Here is a 19,551-nt window from a genome sequence, read left to right on the forward strand (position 1 = left end):
CCCACAGACAGTGCTGCCGTGAACCGGACCGTCAAGCCGGCTGTCGAACTCGACGGTGTCACCAGACGTTACGGCGAGACGACCGCCGTCGAGGACCTTTCGCTGTCGGTTCGGGACGGCGAGTTCTTCACGCTGGTCGGCCCCTCCGGCTGTGGGAAGACGACGACGCTCCGGCTCATCGCCGGCTTCGAGGACCCGACACACGGCGAAGTCCGGTTCGGCGGGACGCCCGTCACCGGCGTCCCCCCAGAGGACCGCGACGTGGGCGTCGTCTTCCAGAACTACGCGCTGTTCCCGCACATGACCGTCGGGGAGAACGTCGCCTATGGACTCTCGTTCACCGACCCCCCGGGCGGCGGCAGCGACGAGGCACGGGTGCGTGAGCTGCTTGACCTGGTGGACCTCGGCGGCATGGCGGACCGGGACCCGGACACGCTTTCCGGCGGCCAGCAGCAGCGGGTGGCGATGGCCCGGGCACTGGCTCCCGGCCCCGACGTACTCTTGCTCGACGAGCCGATGAGCGCCCTCGATGCGAAGCTCCGGGAGCGCCTCCGCGTGCAGGTCCGCGAGATTCAGCAGGAACTGGGTATCACGACGATTTACGTCACCCACGACCAGGAAGAGGCCCTGGCCGTATCTGACCGCGTGGCGGTCATGCGCGACGGGACGCCGGAGCAAGTCGCGCCGCCACGGACCATCTACCGCGAGCCGGCGACGGAGTTCGTCGCCACCTTCGTCGGCGACAACAACGTTCTCAGTGGCGATGTGACGGCGGTACGGTCGACCGATGCCACAGATGCCGGGGATAGTGGACAGCCCATCGCGGACGTGACGGTCAACGACACCACGCTCTCAGTGGCCCTGAATGGCGACAGCGACCCGACCTCGGCTGTTTCGTCCGGAGACCGGCTCACGTTCTGCGTTCGGCCGGAACGGCTCGCTGTCGACGCCGATCAAAACACACTGACGGCGACGGTCACGAGCGCAGAGTTCCTGGGGGAGACGACGCGTGTGCACCTCGACTGGGAGGGACGCGAACTCCTGTTGCGAGCCGAGAACCCGCCGACCGGCACCGTGACAGTCGGCTTTGCCCCGGCGGACGCACACATCGTCGACAGGCAGCCGTAAGCTACCAATCCCCACGCCGACACCGGAATGAAGTCTGTTTTAACCCACCTGTGGTTATCGCCGATATCAATATGACACGCGGTGCCGTCGCAAGTGGTCGAAACGGGCGTATCGGAGCGTGTCGACAGGGCTGGCGGGAGTCGGCGTTTCCAGACTGGAGCCACGCCGGAGTCCGGCCAGATAGGCGCGACGGGGGTCAGTGATGGTCGAGTTCGAACCTCGGCTGTTCGACGAGATCGACCCGTCTGAGCGGCCGTCACTGGGTGCCGCACTCGTGCCGATCGCGGGAATGATCGTGTTCCTCAGCGTGGGCCTCATTGCCTTCGACTTAGACCCACAGTTCCCGCTGTTCTGGGGGATTGCCTTCACTGGCCTGTTCGCCCGGTACCATCTCGGGCTCTCGTGGGAAGACCTGTACGACGGCATTGCCAGTAGCCTACTCATGGGCATGCGGGTGATTCTCATCATGTTCACCGTCTATGCGCTCATCGCGTCGTGGATTCAGGCGGGCACGATTCCAAGCCTGATGTACTTCGGGCTGGAGCTGTTCACGCCAACGGTGTTTCTCCCGGTAGCAGCGATCCTCTCCGCAGTGATCTCCTTCGCCGTCGGTTCCTCATGGACGACGGCCGGGACGCTCGGGGTCGCGCTCATCGGGATCGGTTCGGGACTGGGTATTTCAGAGCCGATGACCGCTGGCGCGATTCTCAGCGGGGCCTACACGGGGGACAAGCAGTCTCCGCTCTCGGATACGACGAATCTGGCCGCCGCAGTGACAGACACGGACCTGTACGAGCACATCAACGCGATGCGGGCCGGAACGCTCGTCGCGTTCACGATTGCCGTCGTCCTGTACGCTGGCCTCGGGCTGCGGGCCGCTGGGGCCATTCCCGCTGACCGCGTTGCGTCAATTCAGGCGGCTATCGAGAGCACGTACGTCGTCTCGCCGCTCGTGTTTCTGCCGGTCGTCGTGACCTTCGGACTCGCGCTACGTGGCGTCCCCGCACTGCCGACGCTGGGAGCGGGAGTCTTTGCAGGCGTCGGGACCGCGATGCTCGTGCAGGGAACCGGATTTGGCGCAGCCTGGTCGGCGGCACAGTCCGGGACAGCCCCGGAGACGGGCATGAAGCTCGTGAACGGACTCCTAGAGAGTGGCGGGCTGACCGGCGGCGCATGGATTGTGACGATTGCGATTGCCGCGCTCGCACTGGGCGGCCTGCTCGAACGGGCCGGCGTGCTCGCGGTGCTCTCCCACCATCTCGGGCGACTCTGCCACAGCGTCGCGAGCCTCACGGGCGTCACCGCTGTGTCCGCCGTCTCGATGAATATTCTGGCGGCGGAACAGTACGTGAGCATCGTCGTGCCGGGGATGACGCTCGGTAATCTGTACAACGAACAGGGGCTCAAGAGTCAGAACCTCTCCCGGGCCATCGAAGCGTCTGGAACGACGACGAGTGCGCTTATCCCGTGGAGCAGCGGCGGACTGTTCATGGCCGGAACGCTCGGCGTCTCGACGCTGGAATACGCGCCGTACTACTTCTTCGGCTTTCTTTCGCCGCTCGTGCTCCTATTCATGGGGGTGACCGGCTGGCAGATCGTCTATGCAGACCGAGCCGACAGCGAAGAACCGGCCACGCAGTCCGGTGGCACCGGGTCGGTGGCAGCGGGCGAAGACTAAGCGGCCCTGGACCGCCCGCAGTAGCGGATACGTGACCACATTTGGGAGTCGTCTTCTGACGATGTCTGAAAGCTGTGCCTCTCGCGTGCGCGTGTGCGCGAAGCCCTCATAAGTCCACAGCCCCTATATTGAATGATGACACCAGAGAAGCCATCCGCTGACGGCGAGCAGACCGCCGATAGTCGGGCGAGCGACGCAGGCCCGGCGGTCGACTACGAGACGGTGTCGGTCCCAGTGCTGGTCGTCGGCGCTGGCGCTGCCGGGGCGCGGGCCGCAATTGGACTTGCCGAGAACGGTGTCGAGCCGCTGGTCATCGGCAAACGTGACCACGGCGACGCCCATACCACGTGGGCGGCCGGCGGTATCAACGCCTCGCTGGGGTCACTCGACCCCGAGGACGACTGGACCATCCATGCAGCAGACACGCTGGACGAGGGGCATTTCATCAACGACCCGAAAGCGGTCGAACTGACGGCCAAGCATATGCCCGACCGCATCCGGGAACTCGACGACTGGGGGATGCCGTTTGACCGCACCGAAGACGGGAAAATCAATCAGCGGTACTTCGGCGCGCAGTCGTTCCGGCGGACCTGCTTCGTCGGCGACCGCACGGGCGAAGCGATGCTGGATACCCTCGTCGACAAGGCCCAGAGCCTCGGAATCCCCTACCGCGACAACGTGATGATTACCCGCCTGCTCTCGAACGGCGATCAGGTCTACGGCGCGGCCGGCTACGACATGGAGAGCGGCGAGTTCATTCTCTTCGAGTCCGACCACATCGTTCTGGCGGCGGGTGGCTCCTCTGCCCTCTACAACCGCCATTCCTCGCGTGACGAGGAGAACAACGGCGATGGCCCGGCACTGGCGCTCGAAGCCGGCGCGTCGCTGATGGACATGGAGTTCGTCCAGTTCCACCCGACGGGGATGGTCGGCGACCGCTACGGCGAGGACTGGGACGGCCGCCTCGTCACCGAGGCGGTCCGCGGCGAAGGCGGTCGATTGCTCAACGCCGATGGCGAGCGGTTCATGGAAGAGTACTCACCGGACCAGATGGAACTCGACGCGCGGGACGTGGTGGCCCGCGCCATCGCGCAGGAACTCCGTGAAGGCCGCGGAACCGAGAACGGCGGCGTCTATCTGGATATCTCCCATCGTGACGACGAGTACATTAAATCGCGGCTCCCGCGGATGTACGAGCGGTTCATGGACCTTGGCGTCGACATCACCGAGAAGCCGATGGAAGTCGCACCGACCGCCCACTACTCGATGGGCGGTGTCGACATCGACTTCGAGACCGGCGAGACCGGCGTCAGTGGGCTCTATGCCGTCGGCGAGACGGTCGCAGGCGTGCACGGTGCGAACCGACTCGGCGGGAACTCGCTCGCTGAGACGGTCGCCATCGGCGCACTCGTCGGCGACCACGTCGCAACGCAGGTGACAGGCGACGACCGCAACGGGGCCCTGCCGGCTGGACAGCGCGCTATCGCCGAGCGTGAGTTCCGGTCGCTGCGGGAACTAGAGGCATCGGACGGCGATGAGACGCCCGAACAGCTCCTTGCGGACCTCGGCGACCTGCTGTGGGAGCACGCTGGTATCCTCCGCACTGACGAGTCGGTGTCGGCAGGGCTGGAGAAGCTCCGAAACCTCCGCGAGCGGACGGGGGACATCGGCGTCGACGGCGACCGGACCAGCCTGTCGTTCGAACTCGCCGTCGACCTCTCGTTCAGCCTCACGGTGGCCGAAGCGTTGCTGCTTGGTGCGCGCAAGCGCGACGAGTCCCGCGGCGCACACTACCGTACCGACGCGCCCGACGTGGACCCCGAGTGGCGGCGGAACATCCTCGTGGACCAGGGTGACACCGGACTCGAACTGACGACCCGCGGCGTCGCAGAACCGAGCGACGCAGTCAGCGAGGCGGTCGATGTCGGCTACGAACTCGACTACCACCACCTCGAATAGGCCGGTCGGCAACGCGGCCTGCGCGCGCGAGTTTCAGTCGTGGTGTCACTTGACACGCCCCGACAGCGGGCGTGGCGACTGGTGACCGGACGTAGTGTGTCTTGACAGGGTCGAGAATTATTCTTACCTCACCGGTATTCAAGAGAGTCCCAACCGACAGTGAACCTACTGTGGCTCCGACTCGCCGAACCGTCCTCGCCAGCGGCGGCCCCGCTCTCGGAAGCCTCACCGCTGTTTCAGGCTGTCTGGGTGCTGCCGGCGATGCAGACGTGTCGTGTCCGCCGTCGGTCCCGACAGACGCGTCGCTACGCATCGGGTTCGTCGGCGACGTGATGCTGGGCCGGAGCGTCGACGAACGCTGGCGCGATGCCCCCGACGGTCCGACCGCCGTCTGGGGGTCAATGCTCGACCGACTCCAGTCGCTCGACGGGCTGGTGACGAACCTCGAATGCTGTCTCTCCGACCGCGGCGAACCACGGCCCGGGCGTACGTTCCACTTCCGAGCGAGCCCGGAATGGGCAGTGGCCGCGCTGGACCGCGCCGGCGTCTCCTGTGCTGGACTGGCGAACAATCACCTGCTCGATTTCGGACCGGCGGCGCTCACGGACACGCCGGCTCACCTCGCCGACACTGGCATCGCCGCAGCCGGGGCCGGCGTCGATAGAGAGACAGCGTTCGAGCCAGCGGTCGTCGACATCGGTGGCCTCTCTATCGCCGTCGTCGCCGTCACCGATCAGTCGCCCAGCTACGCCGCCGACGGCGACAGCCCCGGCACGGCCTACGCACCGCTTGACCCGAACCACCCGCTAACTCGCCGCCGTGTTGGGGGCGCGCTGGCGGCGGCCCGTGACGCCGACCCAGACCTGCTCGTCGTCACCGCCCACTGGGGACCGAATTGGGTGACCGAGCCGAGCGAGACACAACAGGCGTTCGCCCGCTGGCTGGTAGACAATGGTGCGGACGTGGTCCATGGCCACAGCGCCCACGTCGTCCAGGGTATCGAGGTGTACCGCGGTCGCCCCATCATGTACGACACCGGCAACTTCGTTGACGACTACGCGATCAAGACCGGTTACCGCAACGACCGAAGTTTCCTGTTCGAACTGCACATCGAGGACGGGCGGCTGGCCGCGCTCGAACTCACGCCGGTCGAGAACGCGTACACACAGGTCGGATACGCCGACGACGCGGTGGCCGAGTGGCTTCGTAAGACAGTACGAGAACGCTCTCGGCCCTTCGGAACGACTATCGAGCGCGACGGCCGGGGACTTCGAATCCCGCTGTCGTGTCCGACATAGCATCCGCTGTGTGTTTCTGGGCGGCTCGTCGTCGGCTGCTACTCGTCGACAGTCACAACCGCCGCCATGATCTCGTCGACCAGCCGTGGGTTGTACGTCCAGACACCCCGAAACGCTCCGTCCTCGGTTTCCTCGGCGACGAGCGCACACTTGTTCTGGTCGTCACCGTCAGCGTCGAACGCCAGCAGCCAGACCTGTTCGAGGGTGTCGTTCGTGAGCGGATGGAACGAGATTCCAGGAATCGCCGGCGGCTCCCAGTCGTCCTGTCCGTACACGTGGATGTCGAGGTCCGTGTCGCTGGTAAGCGACTCGTATCGGGCGCGCTGCGAGCGGAATATCGACAGTGACTGGAAGCTCACTCGAAGGGTTCCCGCCCCGACGCGGTACGCTCTATCCTCGAACTCGTGGGACGTTGCGAGCAACTGTGCCGGCGTGAGCGATGACAGGAGCGTGTTCGCGAGCGCCGAGTGAAGAAGCTGTCTGCCCGGGTCACTGTCAGGGGTGCCGCTGTCGCCGATACCAGCCATCGGATCGCACAGGAATGTCTCCATCGCTGTGAGCGGGACTGCCTCGGCGAACACACCGTCCCGACGGATGACGGCAAACGCGTTCTGGTGTCCGGTCGGGAGTTTCCGCCAAGTGGCGTCGATCCCCTGAGTTGCCAGCCGCTCGCCCACAGTCTTCGTTGCGGGCGGACCGTACACAGTTATCGTCACGTCCGAGTCCTCGAAGCGCCGGAGGAGGGTCCGAACTGTCATTGGCCCACGATCAGTCCTCGTGGTCTGTCTCAGCGGTATCCAGATCGGTTATCGTCGCCAGAACCTCAGCCGTAGATGGCGACAGCGATGCCAGCGTCACGGTCTGCTGGGCAGCGTCGTAGCTAACAATGCCAGCGTCATCGAGAACGGGAAGGTGACGATGGTGGAGCGCAGTGCGGGTATCATCCCAGTTGCAGGCGTCGGTGTCTCGGCCACGTGCACTTGACCAGCCCACGACCACGTCAGTGAGTTCCGAGATTGAGGCCGAGTCGTGTTCGGCAAGGTGCGTGTATATCATTCGCCGGGGCTCGGCTGCCAGCACCCGTAATAGCGTATCGAGTCGCTCGGACGAGAGTCCCGGCGTCTCCACGGGCTGTTCGTGCTGATCCATGTCAATTAATTATCCACTCTCGGTATTAATATCATTGGCCAGTAGTTAGTCACAGATGTGACGGAATCCATTTACGTGCCAGCACCGTCTAAAATGTATGAACTACGAGTCCGCTCTACAGCGTGCGTACGACGTGCTACCAGACCAGCCCCGGGAGGCGGGTGAACGGCTCTCGATTCCGGACCCCGAAGGACAGACTGACGGTGCGTTCACACGCCTGACGAATTTAGAGGCAATCGCCGACGCAGTCTCGCGGGACGCCCAGCATCTCCACCGAGCCATCCAGCGCGAGTTCGGGACCAACGGTCAGTTCGACGGCGGCGAAGCCCGCTACAACGGCTCGTTCGACACCAGCGATTTCGAGGCCGCTATTGACGCGTACATCGCCGAGTACGTCACCTGTTCCGAGTGTGGCCTGCCCGACACCGTCCTCAAAAACGAGGACGGCGTCGACATGCTGCGCTGTCAGGCCTGTGGTGCGTTCCGTCCGGTCGCCAAGGGTGCGAGTTCGAACACGCAGCAGGACCGACCGACGCTCGAAGAGGGCGAGACCTACGAGGTCAAGATCACCGGCACCGGCCGCGAGGGCGACGGCGTCGCCGAGAAAGGGAAGTACACCATCTTCGTTTCCGGAGCGCGCGAAGGCCAGGTTGTCGAAGCCTACATCGAGAGCATCAGCGGCACGCTGGCGTTCGGTCGAGTCGCCTGAAGGAAGCTTCTCCGCGGCGCAGTTACGTTTCTTCCTTATTCCCAGAGATCCGTCGAGAGATATCGCTCGCCGGTGTCCGGCAGGACGGCGACCACCGTCTCGTCGGGGTTCTCGGTAGCGTACTCTGTCGCCGCGTGCAGCGCCGCACCCGATGAAATCCCGACCATGATGCCCTCCTCGCTGGCGAGTCGGTGAGTCGCGTCGATAGATTCTGCCTTGCTCGCGGTCCGAACCTCGTCGACGAGGTCACGCCGGAGAATGTCCGGTACGAACCCGGGACCGATACCCTGGATATCGTGGCTATCGGGGTCGTCCGCCGAGAGCAGTTTGGACTGTTCCGGCTCAACGGCGACCGAGGTGAGATCCGCGCCGACCTCCTCCTCGATGTACTCCGAGATGCCGGTGATTGTGCCGCCGGTCCCGACGCCGGCGACGACGGCGTCTACGTCGCCGTCGGTGTCGTTCCAGATCTCCGGACCCGTCGTTTCGCGGTGTGCTCGCGGGTTCGCCTCGTTCTCGAACTGCCGAGCGCGAACGGTGCCCGGCGCGTCCGCGAGTTCGTTCGCGCGTTCGATTGCGCCGCTCATACCACCGGCAGCTGGTGTGAGTTCGAGGTCCGCGCCGAGCCCCGACAGCAACTGCCGGCGCTCCTCGCTCATCGATTCGGGCATCGTCAGCACGCAGTCGTACCCCCGTGCAGCACAGACAGCAGCCAACCCGATGCCGGTGTTACCACTGGTCGCTTCGACGACCGTTCCGTCGTCGGGGAGGGCACCGGACTCGGCGGCTGCGTCGACCATGTACAGTGCGATGCGGTCCTTCACCGAGTAGGGGTTCGCCGCTTCGACCTTGCCGAGCAGATTGTCCGCAAAGCTGTCGAGACAGACCAGCGGCGTGTCGCCGATGAGCGCAGTCACACTGGACGCGACAGTACCGTCATCTCGCTGGGCATACGACTGCATACACCGGGAGAAGACGATTAGTCCCCGTAACAGGGTTCCCCGAATACTGCGGGTCGGATACATTCACTCGGTTCCGAGTCTCCAGAAGCTTATGTTGTCTCCATCCAATCGTCTCAGTAATGCCTGAGATTACCGTCTCTGAGGGGCTGTACCGACAGCTATCCGCCGCCGAAGACCAAGTCGAGGAAGACACGCTCTGGAAGATGCTGCACCAGTTCAAGCGCCAGAACACGCCAAGCGAGTAACGCCGTCGCTATCCGACCGGTTCGATGAGTTCCGGTGAGTCATTAGCAGGACTGTTGACCGCTGACGAAACCGGATAGGTCTGCATAGGTCCGTCGAACGGATCAAGCAGTGTGCCCACGTCGTCGGCGCTGCCGCGCAGCCACGTCGACTCCTCCGAGGGGGCAAGGATGACGGCCATTCGATGATGGAGGTCGGCAACGGCCTCGTTCGGTTCGGTCGTCACAATTGTGAATGACTCGACGATATCGTCTTCATCGCCCAAATCACCGCCGCTTGCACCGAACTCTCCCAGCCCAGTCTGTCGCTGTGGCGGCTTCCACCGCTCGTACAGCCCCGCCATCGCGAACAGGTCGTCGTCCGGCAGCGCCACGCGGTACGGCTGCTTGCCGCCGCTCGTCTCGACCCACTCGTAGAACCCATCAGCAGGGACCAGACAGCGCCGGGACTCGTACGCCTCAGCGAACGACCGTTTCTCCGCCAGCGTCTCGGCGCGGGCGTTGATGTGCCCGTGGTCCGTTCGGCTGTCGGCCCAGGTCGGAATCAGGCCCCACTCCATCCGCTGGATTGTGCCCGGTGACTCGTCGGTGATGACCGGCAGGTCCTGACTCGGAGCGGCGTTGTATCGCGACTCGTAGTCGAAGGCAAACTTGGCGTCAAACCGCGTCTCAATTTCCTCGCGAGGGGAGAACAAACTGTAGCGGCCACACATAACCTGCGTTTGGCGGTCCCGCTGGATAAACCCACTACTCGCGCATCCACTCGCTTGCCTGTGGCTCCGTCGGGTCGGTCCTGACCTCGATGAGCGTCGGCGCATCCGTCTGAACCGCTTCACGAACCGCCGTGCGGATTTCGGACGGCGTGTCGGCTTGCATGGCTTCCATCCCCATTCCGGCAGCGACAGTCTCGAAATCAATCGGCGTCTTGTCCCATCCGTACGCCTGCTGGTCGAGGTCGTAGCTGCGCCCCGCCTCCTCGCTGATAATCGCGTAATCATCGTTGTTGAGGACGACGACAGTTATTGGGAGATTCTCAGCGACTGCGGTATGGAGCTCGTGGACGCACATCATGAGGCCGCCATCACCGGTCAGTGCAACGACCGGCGTGTCCGGGTTCGCTAGCTGTGCCCCAATCGCCGACGGCAGTCCCGTTCCCATCGTCGCCCACGACCCGGGGTTGACGTAGCTGCGTGGGCCGTACGCCGCAAACGTGTTCAGCGCCCAGACGCGGAACCCCCCGGCGTCGACAGCTGTGATGGCATCCGAAGGGAGTGCGTCTCGAAGGACTTGCAGCACATGGACGGAGGTCAGCGGCGGTTCCGAATCCACGAGCGGTTCGATTCGACGCGCTGTGGCGTCACGGACAGCCTGTGCGCGTTCGGTCCCGTCCGTCTTCGAGGCGGGAGCGGTGTCAGCCGCCGCAATTTTGTTCTCAATCGCCGTCATCGCGTCCGCGGCATCTGCGAGGATGCCGACAGTCGGGTCATAGCCCGTGCCGAGGTCGTCAGCGTCAATGGTGACCTGAATGAGTGTCTCAGGCAGTTCGACCGACCACCCGCGTGTCCCGTGTGCGTCGAGGTCAGAGCCGACGGCCAGCACAGCGTCGGAATCGGCGAGACAGTCCAGTAGCTCTGGGCTCGCGCTGCCGGCCAACACGCCGGCACTGAGGTCGTGATCCTCGGGGAACACGCCCTTGCCCTTGTACGTCGTTACGACAGGCGCGTCGAGTCGCTCGGCGAGGCTTCGGAGCGCCGCCGTCCCACCCGACGCTCGCACACCACCGCCGGCCAGAATAAGGGGCCGCTCGGCCGCAAGCAGGTGCTCGGCGGCTGTCGCAACTTCCTGCTCCGGAACGGTGCTGGAAGACGGAGCCGAAGGTGTGCTTGCACCAGCCAGCGGGACATCCATCTGCAGGTAGTTCTTTGGAAGCCCGACTCTGACTGGTCCCTTCGGAGGTGTTTGCGCGATCTGTACTGCCCGGTCGATCGTCGCCGCTGTCGTTTCGGGGTTTTTCAGTAATATGTTCTCTTTGACGACGTTGTCATAGGTGTCCGGTGGGGTTTCGTGGATCGCATCGCCGCCCCGGAGCGCCGGCTCGGTTTCAATGGCGAAATGCACCAGCGGTGTGCAGTCGTTCAGCGCGTTTTTCAGGCCGTTCATCGCGTTCATATCGCCCGGGCCGGGGACGACAACCGTGCTCGCTATCTCCCCGCTCGTTTCTGCATAGCCCCAGGCCTGATGTGAGACCGCCGTTTCGTGTCGTGCCACGACGAATCGGATGTCGTCCCGGTTGCCGATGGCCTCGTTCAGCGGGAGGGACTGCTTTCCGGGGATTCCGAAGACGGTATCGATACCGTTCGCGACGAGACGGTCTACCACCGCCAGACTAACGCGCATACTGATTCCTCACTCCGAAGACAATTCACTCTCATGACTTTAGTTCGCCACCGGTCATGCTAGACCCGAGACCACGTCGGGTCGCCACAGTCGCAGGGGAGAATATACTACCGGGCCCTGCACGGCCCGCGAATTTAAATCCGAAAGCGCCCAACTACGTGACAGATGACCACGGACCCCTCGTTCAGCATCCCAGCCCACCCACAGCGGCGCTTTCCCCACGGGAGCGGGGTCGAATACGAGGGCGGGACGGAGTTCCGACTCATCCCGGAACAGGAGCAGGCGACGCCGGACCTCGCCGAGACAGTCGTCGACATTCTTGCGGCTGGGCCGTACCGCTACGGTGATTTCCACGACCTGCCGATGCCGCTGTGGCTGGTCCGCGACGAGGAGACGACCGACGTGTTCCGCGTCGCGGTCCGCGACGGGACGGTCCGACTGCACGTCTTGCCGACCACGGAGTCCGACGGGCTACAGCGCTTCTTCGATCGCTTGTGTGAGACCAGCGCAGGGGGATCGTGGGCTGTGCAACGACACGTTGACGGGCAGTAGCCGGGCCACGGGGTCGCGCAGACCCAAAACCGTCTTACACACCTGCCTCCATGTCTTGGCCATGACCGTCTCTCGCGAAGTCGAGCTAGAGGGCCACATCATCGACTCCGGGATGATGCAGTCCTGTTTCGGCATCATCATGGACCTGGGCGGCTCCTTCTCCGTCCAGGAGTTCGATATCGGCCGCCACAAAGACGAGGAGTCCTACGCCCGAATGCTCGTCGAGGCCGACGACGAGGCCCAACTACAGTCGATTGTCCACGAACTCCACCAGCACGGCGTCAACCCTTCGGACCCGAAAGACGCCACGCTCGTCCCCGCGCCCGACGACCAGGTCGTCCCACATGGATTCTACTCGACGACGAACCATCCGACGTTCATCCGCCACAACGGCGAGTGGATAGAGGTCGAGGACGTGGAGATGGACTGTGCTGTGGTTGTCGAGGACGGCGACGCCAGCGAGGCGCAACGCGCCTCGGAACAGTCGAGCGGCGGCGACGAGACGCCGCGAGACGGCCCCCGTGCCTACACGAAAGTTCTCAACGCCATCGAAGAGGGCGACATGGTCGTTACCGACGAGACCGGTATCAAGGTCCAGCCGCCGGAGCGGCCCCGCGACTCTGGCGGCGCGTTCGGCTTCATGCAGGGCGGCGTCTCCTCGGAGCGGCCGTCGGAGTCGACCATCCGCAAGATCGCGAACGCAATCGAGGAGACGAAGAAAGAGGGCGGGAATGTGATGGCGGTCTGTGGGCCGGCGCTCATCCACTCCGGGGCGCGGGAGGACCTTGCTCGCCTCGTTCGAGAGGGCTACGTCGACATGCTCTCGGCCGGCAACGGGTTCGCCGTCCACGACATCGAGCGGGACATCTACGGCACATCGCTCGGGATGGACACCGAGAGCCTTGACCATCCCCGCCACGGCCACAAGCACCACATCTACACAATCAGCGAGGTCATCCGTGAGGGCGGTATCGAGGAGGCCGTCGAATCCGGAACCATCGAGTCCGGGGTAATGTACGAGTGTATCGATAACGACCGCCCGTTCGTCCTCGCGGGCTCTATCCGTGACGACGGCCCGCTCCCGGACACGATTACCGACGCCGTCGAGGCCCAGAACGCCATCCGAGAGCAGGCCCACGAAGCCGACATGGTGCTGATGCTCTCGACGCTGCTGCACTCGGTCGCCGTCGGGAATTGCCTCCCCTCGACGACACGGGTCGTCTGCGTCGACATCAACCCCGCGACGGTGACACAGCTCCTCGACCGCGGCTCCGCACAGGCAGTCGGGATGGTCACCGACATCGGGACCTTTGTCCCGATTCTGGCGAGGCAGTTGCTTGGCGAGGACTAGGTCGACCACGAGCGACGCGAGTGGGGAAAAAGCGAGGCGACCAAATCGATGATTCGTGGACTGTCCCCGGTTGTCACGCCGGTATTCTCGCGAGATGCTTATTACCGGCCGTCCGATACCTCCTTCTATGTCCTCTTCCGAGCGGCAGTTCACGCAGCTTTCTAGCGGTATCTCCGGCCTTGATTCGCTTCTCAGAGGCGGGCTGGTGGAAGGGCGGCTCTATCTCGTTATCGGGCCGCCCGGAACCGGCAAAACACTACTTGGCACGCAGTTTCTCGAAGCAGGGCTCGAAGCCGGCGACGACGTGCTGTTCATTCACGCTGAAGAGTCTGCCGCCGATCTGCTGGCGAATACTGCCGAACTCGGCATCGATATCGGCGACGCGACGTTTCTCGATGTCGGCCCCGACTCGGAGTTCTTCGAGGAGGCCGAGTCGTACGACGTGGTCAAGCCGCAAGACATCGAGGACGGGCACCTGATTTCGGATATCCGCGAGGCTATCGAGCGGGTTGACCCGGACCGTGTTCTCATCGACCCCATCACGCATTTCCAGTATCTCGAACCGACCGAGTACCAGTTTCGCAAGCGCGTCATCGCCTTCGCGCGCTTCCTGCAGGACAGGGAGACGACCGTGCTGGCGACCAAGACGCCGAGCAATCAGATGGACACGCAACTCAGGTCGCTCAGCGACGGCATTATCTCACTCAGCTACGGCGACGAGAAGGCAGGTCGGCGGATTCGACTGCGCAAGCACCGCGGCATCGGCCAGCAGGACGGCTCACACGGACTGGAGATACGCGACTCCGGCGTCGAAGTGTATCCGGCGCTCGAACCGGAACAGCGGACGCGGTCGTTCGACCCCACGCAGTTTTCCGCCGGGGTTCCGGAACTGGATTCGCTCCTCGATGGCGGACTCGAACGCGGGACAGTGACGATTCTTAGCGGCCCCTCTGGTGTCGGCAAGTCGACGACAGCGACGGAGTTCCTGGCCTCCGCAGCGGCAGACGGGTCCCCAGCGCTCGCGTACCTGTTCGACGAGTCAATCGATACGTTCAGCCACCGCTGTGAGACGTTCGGGATACCGCTCTCGGAGTTACGTGACGAGGGGACACTTCTCGTCGAGGAGGTCGAATCGCTGGCGCTGTCGCCCGAGGAGTTCGCAAACCGCGTCAAGGCCCAAGCCGAGGAGCGTGGGGCCGAACTCGTAGTTATCGACGGCATCGCGGGCTACAAGAACGCGATCAAGCGCGGCCAAGACGACGTGGAACTGCGTCGGCGGCTCCACGCCCTGACACAGCAGCTCACGCGCGGGAACACGGCTGTAATCCTGATCGACCAGCGCAGAGACGTGACCGGGCTGCACGAGCCGACGAGCGAGAACGTCAGCTACCTCGCTGACAACATCGTCTTCCAGAACTACATCGAGGTCGCAGGCGAACTCCAGCGCGTCGTCGGCGCACTGAAAAAGCGCGTCGGTGGGTTCGAAACCGTGCCTCGCCGGTTCGAGATAACCGCCGACGGCCTACAGGTCGGCAACCCCGTCTCAGGAATACACGGCGTGTTTGAGGGCGTCCCTGAACAGCATGGCGACGGCAACAATCAGTCGTCCACTCGCTAACCACCGATGGCTGACATCCAGTTACTGCTGGCCGGCGATGGTAACCGGAACGCACTCGCCTCCGTCATCGCCGAACACCACACGCCGATCACAGACGACGAGTTCCGGGAGGCCGATCTCCACATCGTCGATGAGTCGTCGTTTCCGAAATACAGAGCAGCGATAGAACAGTACAAAAGCCGGGCAGATCCGGTGTTTTGCCCCGTGATTCTGGTCCGTCGCGAGGAGACCCCGGTCAGGATTGACCTCCCCGATATCGACGCTGCGGAACAGCCACTCGTGGTAAACGATATCGTGACAGCGCCGGTGGATACGCAGGCGCTCTTTCGAACTATCGCGAACCTCCTCGCGCGGCGCAGCCATACCGAGGACCTCGCCGAAAACCTCAGGGAGCAAAACAACGAACTCCGGCGGTTCAGAAACGCTGTCGAGCACGCGGGGCATGCGATCCTGATAACGAACACGAACGGCATTATCGAGTACGTTAACCCGGCGTTCGAGGAACTCACCGGATTCAGCGCTGAGGAAGCGATCGGTCGGACGCCACGGATACTCAAATCCGGTGAGCAGGGCGAACAGTTCTACGAGCGGCTCTGGGACACGATCTGTCGCGGCGAGGTCTGGACGAGCGAGATCGTAAACGAGCGAAAGTCCGGCGAGCGGTTCATCATCAACCAGACCATCGCTCCGATCCAAGACGCGGACGGGACGATACAGGGGTTCGTCGGGATGCAGGACGAGATCACCGGCCGTCGACTGCGCGAGCAACAACTCACCGTCTTTCATCGGATTCTTCGGCACAATCTCCGGAACAACGGAACGACGATCAGCGGACGTGCAGATATTCTTTCAGAGTTAGTCGACGACGACGACGCGCTTGCCCACCTTGAGACGATCAAAGGGAACGTTCAGTCCCTGCTCGATATCAGCGAGAAAGCCCACCACGTGCAGGAACTGCTCGCGGACTCGGTTACCGACGATGTCGAGCGCGAACTCGAAGCCGTTCTCAGCGATATCACAGACGGGCTGGCCGCAGCATACCCCAACGCCGAGTTCGTCGTCGAAAACGACTCGCTCCCGTCATCGACGATAGATGCAAAGGTTGTCCCGGCGTTACAGGAACTCATCGAGAACGGTATCAAGCACTCCGATGCATCGGCACCGCGAGTGACAATCCGGGCGGAGCGCCACGACACGACAGCGACAGTGACGGTATCGGACAACGGGCCGGGCGTCCCGGACCAGGAGCGCCGGGTCATCGAAGCGGCGGAAGAAAAGCCACTCGAACACGGGTCCGGGCTAGGGCTGTGGTTCGCGTACTGGCTCGTCAGCTACGTCGGTGGCGATATCGATATCCGGGCTGATACCGACGGGACAAGTGTCGCCGTGACGATGCCCGTGCGGTGACGACAACCACGCGTTCAGATGGCGACCCACGCCAGCACAATGACGGCCGCGCCGACCACTGTTGACCCGACGGCGTGTGTCCGGAGTTCGTCGAGCAGGTCGTGCGAGTGGTCGTGGAGTTCACAGACCTCATCGATCTCGCTGCCGGCTTCGCAGTTCGGCAGGAAATCCATTGCGACGTGGAGGAAGATGCCAGCGGCGAACCCGAAGACGACCGCGTTGAGAAGCGCTGACTCCGGGATTGGGAAGAGCGCGGACGGGATCGCCGTCAGGCCGACGCCGGCCGCGGGGAGCAACAGGGCAGTCGTGGACTTGTCGCTACGTCCGAGCCGCCGGGCGGCGGCGTAGCCGGCCGGCCCTTTGTGCGAGACGATGGCGAGGCCGAGCAGGATACCCAGTTCGGGCATCGAGGCGTAGACCAGCCCGATGACCAGCCCGGCCGAGAGGGCGTGGGCGGCGATGGCGAGCGTCGTCATGTCGAACGAGGTCTCGACGTGGGTCAGTCGGTGGCCGATAGTGTGGGTGCCGTAGCCGGTGACCAGTCCAGCGGCGATGCCGACGCCGCCGATTCGCGCTGCGCCGGCCTGGCCGCCCAGTCCCATCGCCTGCGGGACGAGGAACATGGCCGCCGACGTGACCATCGCTCCGCTCGCGAGGCCGTAGCCCCAGACCAGTCGGTAGGGATTCGTTTCGTCGGCCCGTGCTCCGAGCCACGCGCCCAGTGCCATCGCCACAAACGCGACCCAGGAGATGACCAGAACCTTACTCGCCCCGCCGGTGACTGCGACGCCGGACAGGATCACCAGACCGACGACACTCGCGATGCCGGCGGTGGATATCCGGCCAGCATTATTAAAAATCGAGTTTGAGTTAATAGACATTATCTACAATCACCCGCCTGTTACTAATAAACCCATCGGTGGCGGCTACCGCGTCGCTGACCGATAGTCGCCCCAGTCGAGGACATCGCCGTCCAGCGCTGACGGGTCCGCATCGCGGAGCGCCCAGAGAACCATTTCGGCGACTGATTCTGGGTCACGCCCGCCGCCACCGGAGAGGTCCGTGGCGACCTGTCCGGGGTCGACTGCGCCGACTGGCGTATCGAGGTCGGCCGCGAATCCGCGAGCAATAGCCTCTGCGGCAGCTTTCGAAACCGCGTAGGAACCGTAGCCGGGCATCCCCTCGCGGGCGACGACGCCCGTCGGGACGACGATGCGGGCGTCCGGGCCGAGGTGCGGAACGGCCTCCCGAATCGTTGAGAACACACCGCGGGCGTTCGTCCGGATATGGTCGTCGAAGGCAGTGTAGGATTCCTCGGTGAGCGGCGTCTCGCCGGCGGTTCCGTGGTAGACGCCGGCGTTGGCGACAACGTACTGTATTGCGCCTCCCTCCCGCATGGCAGTTTCGACCAGCCGTTCAACGTCGTACTCATCACGTACGTCCGTGCGAATCGCGGTCACGGAGCCACCAGCGTCCCGGATATCAGCTTCGACCCGCTCAAGAGCCTCGGCATCGCGAGCACAGATGACCGTATGTGCGCCTGCACTCGCTACCGCGTGGGCTATCTGCTCGCCGATACCTCTACTCGCACCTGTGACGACAGCGGTCGCGCTGTCCATCGCTGGGGCCATAGCGGTGGTACCGCTGCCAGCCACAAGGTCGTTGCTCTCACCCTGGTTGGGTTGGAGCGGTAGTCTCTTGTCGAACGCCCGCTACCGACCGGGCATGGACATCACGATTGCCGAATCGACGGTCGCGGGGACGGCGCAAGCGCCGCCATCGAAGAGCTACACGCACCGGGCGGTGCTGGCCGCGGGCTACGCGGACGGCGCAGTGGTCCACGACCCGCTCGTGAGTGCGGACACGAAGGCCACGATGCGAGCGGTCGAGGCTTACGGCGGCAGCGTCTCGCTGGCAGCGGACGAATCGACGGTCGAGGTCACGGGCTTCGACGGCCGGCCGAGCACGCCGGACGACGTCATCGACTGTGCCAACAGCGGGACGACGATGCGACTGGTCACCGCGACGGCCGCACTGCAAGACGACCTCGGGGTACTGACTGGTGACGAGTCCCTCCGGTCGCGCCCGCAGGGGCCACTGCTCGACGCCGTCGAACAACTGGACGGCGACGCCGAGTCGACGCGCCGGAACGGGCAGGCCCCGCTCGTGGTTGGCGGCGGCATCGACGGCGGCGCAGTGGAGATCCCCGGCGACGTATCCTCGCAGTACATCACTGCGCTGTTGATGGCCGGTGCTGTCTCGCCGGACGGCATCGACATCGACCTGACGACCGAGCTGAAGTCGTCGCCGTACGTCGACATCACGCTGGAGGTGCTGGAAGCCTTCGGCGTCGACGCCGAGAAGACCGACGCCGGGTTCACCGTCGACGGTGGCCAGTCTTACACGCCAGCGGGCGGCGACTACAACGTCCCCGGGGACTTCTCGTCGATGAGCTATCTGCTCGCGGCCGGCGCACTCGCCGCCGAGGACGGCCTGCGCGTCACCTCGGCGTTCCCCAGCGCGCAGGGCGACGCCGCCATCGTCGACATCCTCGACCGGATGGGGGCCGACCTCGACTGGGACAGGGAAAACGGCGAAATCACCGTCTCACAGTCAGACCTGACCGGCATCGAGGTTGGCGTCGAGGACACGCCGGACCTCTTGCCGACCATCGCGACGCTTGGGGCCGCTGCCGACGGCGTCACCCGGATTACCGACGCCGAGCACGTCCGGTACAAGGAGACTGACCGCGTGAGTGCGATGGCCGAGGAACTCACGAAGATGGGCGCAGAGGTGGAGGAACACCAGGACGAACTGTTCGTTTACGGTGCGGACAGCGACCTCGTCGGCACGACCGTCGAGGGCTGCGCGGATCACCGCATTATCATGTCACTGGCCGTGGCGGGTCTCGTCGCCGACGGCGAGACGACGGTGACCGGCGCGGAGCACGTCGACGTGTCCTTCCCGGACTTCTTCGACGTGCTCGAATCGCTCGGCGCTGCTGTCGAGCGGTAAGGTATCGGGTCACCAGCGCGTCAGCTTTTGTAATGAAATAGTATTGTTAATTTGATAAATGAGTGAGCTTATACGTTTCGAGAGGT

Annotated in this window: 18 protein-coding genes; 11 read left to right on the forward strand and 7 right to left on the reverse strand. The window is 64.1% G+C overall.

Annotated features, from left to right (window positions below):
* Window positions 1-18: 18 nt before the first annotated feature.
* From AV059_RS18650 to AV059_RS18665, 4 genes are all read left to right on the forward strand, one after another.
* The gene (locus AV059_RS18650) at window positions 19-1,128 is read left to right on the forward strand and encodes an ABC transporter ATP-binding protein (RefSeq protein ID WP_058996934.1); all 1,110 of its coding nucleotides are present in this window, start codon (window positions 19-21) and stop codon (window positions 1,126-1,128) included.
* Between the two features lie 202 nt (window positions 1,129-1,330).
* Complete coding sequence (nhaC, locus tag AV059_RS18655) at window positions 1,331-2,806, forward strand: Na+/H+ antiporter NhaC (RefSeq protein ID WP_058996937.1); 1,476 nt, start codon at window positions 1,331-1,333, stop codon at window positions 2,804-2,806.
* Window positions 2,807-2,941: 135 nt separating this feature from the next.
* Window positions 2,942-4,765, forward strand: coding sequence for an L-aspartate oxidase (locus AV059_RS18660; protein WP_058997676.1), 1,824 nt, complete (start codon window positions 2,942-2,944; stop codon window positions 4,763-4,765).
* Between the two features lie 170 nt (window positions 4,766-4,935).
* Window positions 4,936-6,063 carry a CapA family protein gene (locus tag AV059_RS18665; protein ID WP_058996939.1) on the forward strand — a complete coding sequence of 376 codons (1,128 nt, stop codon included), beginning with the start codon at window positions 4,936-4,938 and terminating at the stop codon, window positions 6,061-6,063.
* 38 nt (window positions 6,064-6,101) lie between these two features.
* Here AV059_RS18665 and AV059_RS18670 read toward each other — a convergent pair whose 3' ends face one another.
* Together AV059_RS18670 and AV059_RS18675 are read right to left on the reverse strand one after the other, a co-directional pair.
* Window positions 6,102-6,821, reverse strand: a complete 720-nt coding sequence (locus tag AV059_RS18670; RefSeq protein ID WP_058996941.1) for a DICT sensory domain-containing protein — start codon at window positions 6,819-6,821, stop codon at window positions 6,102-6,104.
* Between the two features lie 10 nt (window positions 6,822-6,831).
* A complete protein-coding gene (locus AV059_RS18675) occupies window positions 6,832-7,212 on the reverse strand; it encodes a transcriptional regulator (protein WP_058996944.1) in 381 nt (126 codons plus the stop codon).
* 97 nt (window positions 7,213-7,309) lie between these two features.
* Between AV059_RS18675 and AV059_RS18680 the strand changes: the two genes are divergently transcribed.
* Window positions 7,310-7,921, forward strand: a complete 612-nt coding sequence (locus AV059_RS18680; protein ID WP_004963147.1) for a translation initiation factor IF-2 subunit beta — start codon at window positions 7,310-7,312, stop codon at window positions 7,919-7,921.
* Window positions 7,922-7,956: 35 nt separating this feature from the next.
* Here AV059_RS18680 and cysK read toward each other — a convergent pair whose 3' ends face one another.
* Entirely contained in the window at window positions 7,957-8,883 is a 927-nt protein-coding gene (cysK, locus tag AV059_RS18685; RefSeq protein WP_058996945.1) for a cysteine synthase A, read from the reverse strand.
* Between the two features lie 119 nt (window positions 8,884-9,002).
* On the opposite strand from cysK, the gene AV059_RS23040 reads away from it, so the two are divergent.
* Entirely contained in the window at window positions 9,003-9,128 is a 126-nt protein-coding gene (locus tag AV059_RS23040) for a hypothetical protein (RefSeq protein ID WP_005535496.1), read from the forward strand.
* A gap of 8 nt (window positions 9,129-9,136) precedes the next feature.
* Here the strand turns inward: AV059_RS23040 and AV059_RS18690 are convergent, their stop codons facing one another.
* Together AV059_RS18690 and AV059_RS18695 are read right to left on the reverse strand one after the other, a co-directional pair.
* On the reverse strand, window positions 9,137-9,838 hold the full coding sequence (locus AV059_RS18690) for an SOS response-associated peptidase (RefSeq protein ID WP_058996947.1): 702 nt from the start codon (window positions 9,836-9,838) through the stop codon (window positions 9,137-9,139).
* A 34-nt stretch (window positions 9,839-9,872) separates the two neighbouring features.
* Window positions 9,873-11,522: a thiamine pyrophosphate-binding protein gene (locus AV059_RS18695; RefSeq protein WP_058996948.1), complete on the reverse strand. Its 1,650-nt coding sequence runs from the start codon at window positions 11,520-11,522 to the stop codon at window positions 9,873-9,875.
* Between the two features lie 165 nt (window positions 11,523-11,687).
* On the opposite strand from AV059_RS18695, the gene AV059_RS18700 reads away from it, so the two are divergent.
* From AV059_RS18700 to AV059_RS18715, 4 genes are all read left to right on the forward strand, one after another.
* Window positions 11,688-12,074 (forward strand): hypothetical protein, encoded by a 387-nt coding sequence (locus tag AV059_RS18700; RefSeq protein WP_058996950.1) that lies wholly within the window; start codon window positions 11,688-11,690, stop codon window positions 12,072-12,074.
* A 61-nt stretch (window positions 12,075-12,135) separates the two neighbouring features.
* On the forward strand, window positions 12,136-13,425 hold the full coding sequence (locus AV059_RS18705; protein WP_058996952.1) for a hypothetical protein: 1,290 nt from the start codon (window positions 12,136-12,138) through the stop codon (window positions 13,423-13,425).
* Between the two features lie 127 nt (window positions 13,426-13,552).
* Window positions 13,553-15,043 (forward strand): ATPase domain-containing protein, encoded by a 1,491-nt coding sequence (locus AV059_RS18710; protein ID WP_058996955.1) that lies wholly within the window; start codon window positions 13,553-13,555, stop codon window positions 15,041-15,043.
* 6 nt (window positions 15,044-15,049) lie between these two features.
* Window positions 15,050-16,450 carry a PAS domain S-box protein gene (locus AV059_RS18715; protein ID WP_058996956.1) on the forward strand — a complete coding sequence of 467 codons (1,401 nt, stop codon included), beginning with the start codon at window positions 15,050-15,052 and terminating at the stop codon, window positions 16,448-16,450.
* Between the two features lie 14 nt (window positions 16,451-16,464).
* Here AV059_RS18715 and AV059_RS18720 read toward each other — a convergent pair whose 3' ends face one another.
* Window positions 16,465-17,331, reverse strand: coding sequence for a ZIP family metal transporter (locus AV059_RS18720; protein WP_058996958.1), 867 nt, complete (start codon window positions 17,329-17,331; stop codon window positions 16,465-16,467).
* A 45-nt stretch (window positions 17,332-17,376) separates the two neighbouring features.
* Window positions 17,377-18,081 (reverse strand): SDR family NAD(P)-dependent oxidoreductase, encoded by a 705-nt coding sequence (locus AV059_RS18725; protein WP_195156675.1) that lies wholly within the window; start codon window positions 18,079-18,081, stop codon window positions 17,377-17,379.
* Between the two features lie 94 nt (window positions 18,082-18,175).
* Between AV059_RS18725 and aroA the strand changes: the two genes are divergently transcribed.
* Window positions 18,176-19,465 (forward strand): 3-phosphoshikimate 1-carboxyvinyltransferase, encoded by a 1,290-nt coding sequence (gene aroA, locus AV059_RS18730; protein WP_058996963.1) that lies wholly within the window; start codon window positions 18,176-18,178, stop codon window positions 19,463-19,465.
* Window positions 19,466-19,551: the final 86 nt, after the last annotated feature.

This window comes from Haloarcula sp. CBA1127, from assembly GCF_001485575.1.
Classification (GTDB): Archaea; Halobacteriota; Halobacteria; order Halobacteriales; family Haloarculaceae; genus Haloarcula.

Excerpts from the sequence above, each read along its gene's own strand:
- AV059_RS18690 (WP_058996947.1), bottom strand. The coding sequence starts at position 9,838 with ATGTGTGGCCGCTACAGTTTGTTCTCCCCTCGCGAGGAAATTGAGACG.
- AV059_RS18720 (WP_058996958.1), bottom strand. The coding sequence starts at position 17,331 with ATGTCTATTAACTCAAACTCGATTTTTAATAATGCTGGCCGGATATCC.
- AV059_RS18670 (WP_058996941.1), bottom strand. The coding sequence starts at position 6,821 with ATGACAGTTCGGACCCTCCTCCGGCGCTTCGAGGACTCGGACGTGACG.
- AV059_RS18700 (WP_058996950.1), top strand. The coding sequence starts at position 11,688 with ATGACCACGGACCCCTCGTTCAGCATCCCAGCCCACCCACAGCGGCGC.
- AV059_RS18725 (WP_195156675.1), bottom strand. The coding sequence starts at position 18,081 with ATGGCCCCAGCGATGGACAGCGCGACCGCTGTCGTCACAGGTGCGAGT.
- AV059_RS18715 (WP_058996956.1), top strand. The coding sequence starts at position 15,050 with ATGGCTGACATCCAGTTACTGCTGGCCGGCGATGGTAACCGGAACGCA.
- cysK (WP_058996945.1), bottom strand. The coding sequence starts at position 8,883 with ATGCAGTCGTATGCCCAGCGAGATGACGGTACTGTCGCGTCCAGTGTG.
- AV059_RS18710 (WP_058996955.1), top strand. The coding sequence starts at position 13,553 with ATGTCCTCTTCCGAGCGGCAGTTCACGCAGCTTTCTAGCGGTATCTCC.
- nhaC (WP_058996937.1), top strand. The coding sequence starts at position 1,331 with ATGGTCGAGTTCGAACCTCGGCTGTTCGACGAGATCGACCCGTCTGAG.
- AV059_RS18695 (WP_058996948.1), bottom strand. The coding sequence starts at position 11,522 with ATGCGCGTTAGTCTGGCGGTGGTAGACCGTCTCGTCGCGAACGGTATC.
- aroA (WP_058996963.1), top strand. The coding sequence starts at position 18,176 with ATGGACATCACGATTGCCGAATCGACGGTCGCGGGGACGGCGCAAGCG.
- AV059_RS18675 (WP_058996944.1), bottom strand. The coding sequence starts at position 7,212 with ATGGATCAGCACGAACAGCCCGTGGAGACGCCGGGACTCTCGTCCGAG.
- AV059_RS18680 (WP_004963147.1), top strand. The coding sequence starts at position 7,310 with ATGAACTACGAGTCCGCTCTACAGCGTGCGTACGACGTGCTACCAGAC.
- AV059_RS18705 (WP_058996952.1), top strand. The coding sequence starts at position 12,136 with ATGACCGTCTCTCGCGAAGTCGAGCTAGAGGGCCACATCATCGACTCC.
- AV059_RS18660 (WP_058997676.1), top strand. The coding sequence starts at position 2,942 with ATGACACCAGAGAAGCCATCCGCTGACGGCGAGCAGACCGCCGATAGT.
- AV059_RS23040 (WP_005535496.1), top strand. The coding sequence starts at position 9,003 with ATGCCTGAGATTACCGTCTCTGAGGGGCTGTACCGACAGCTATCCGCC.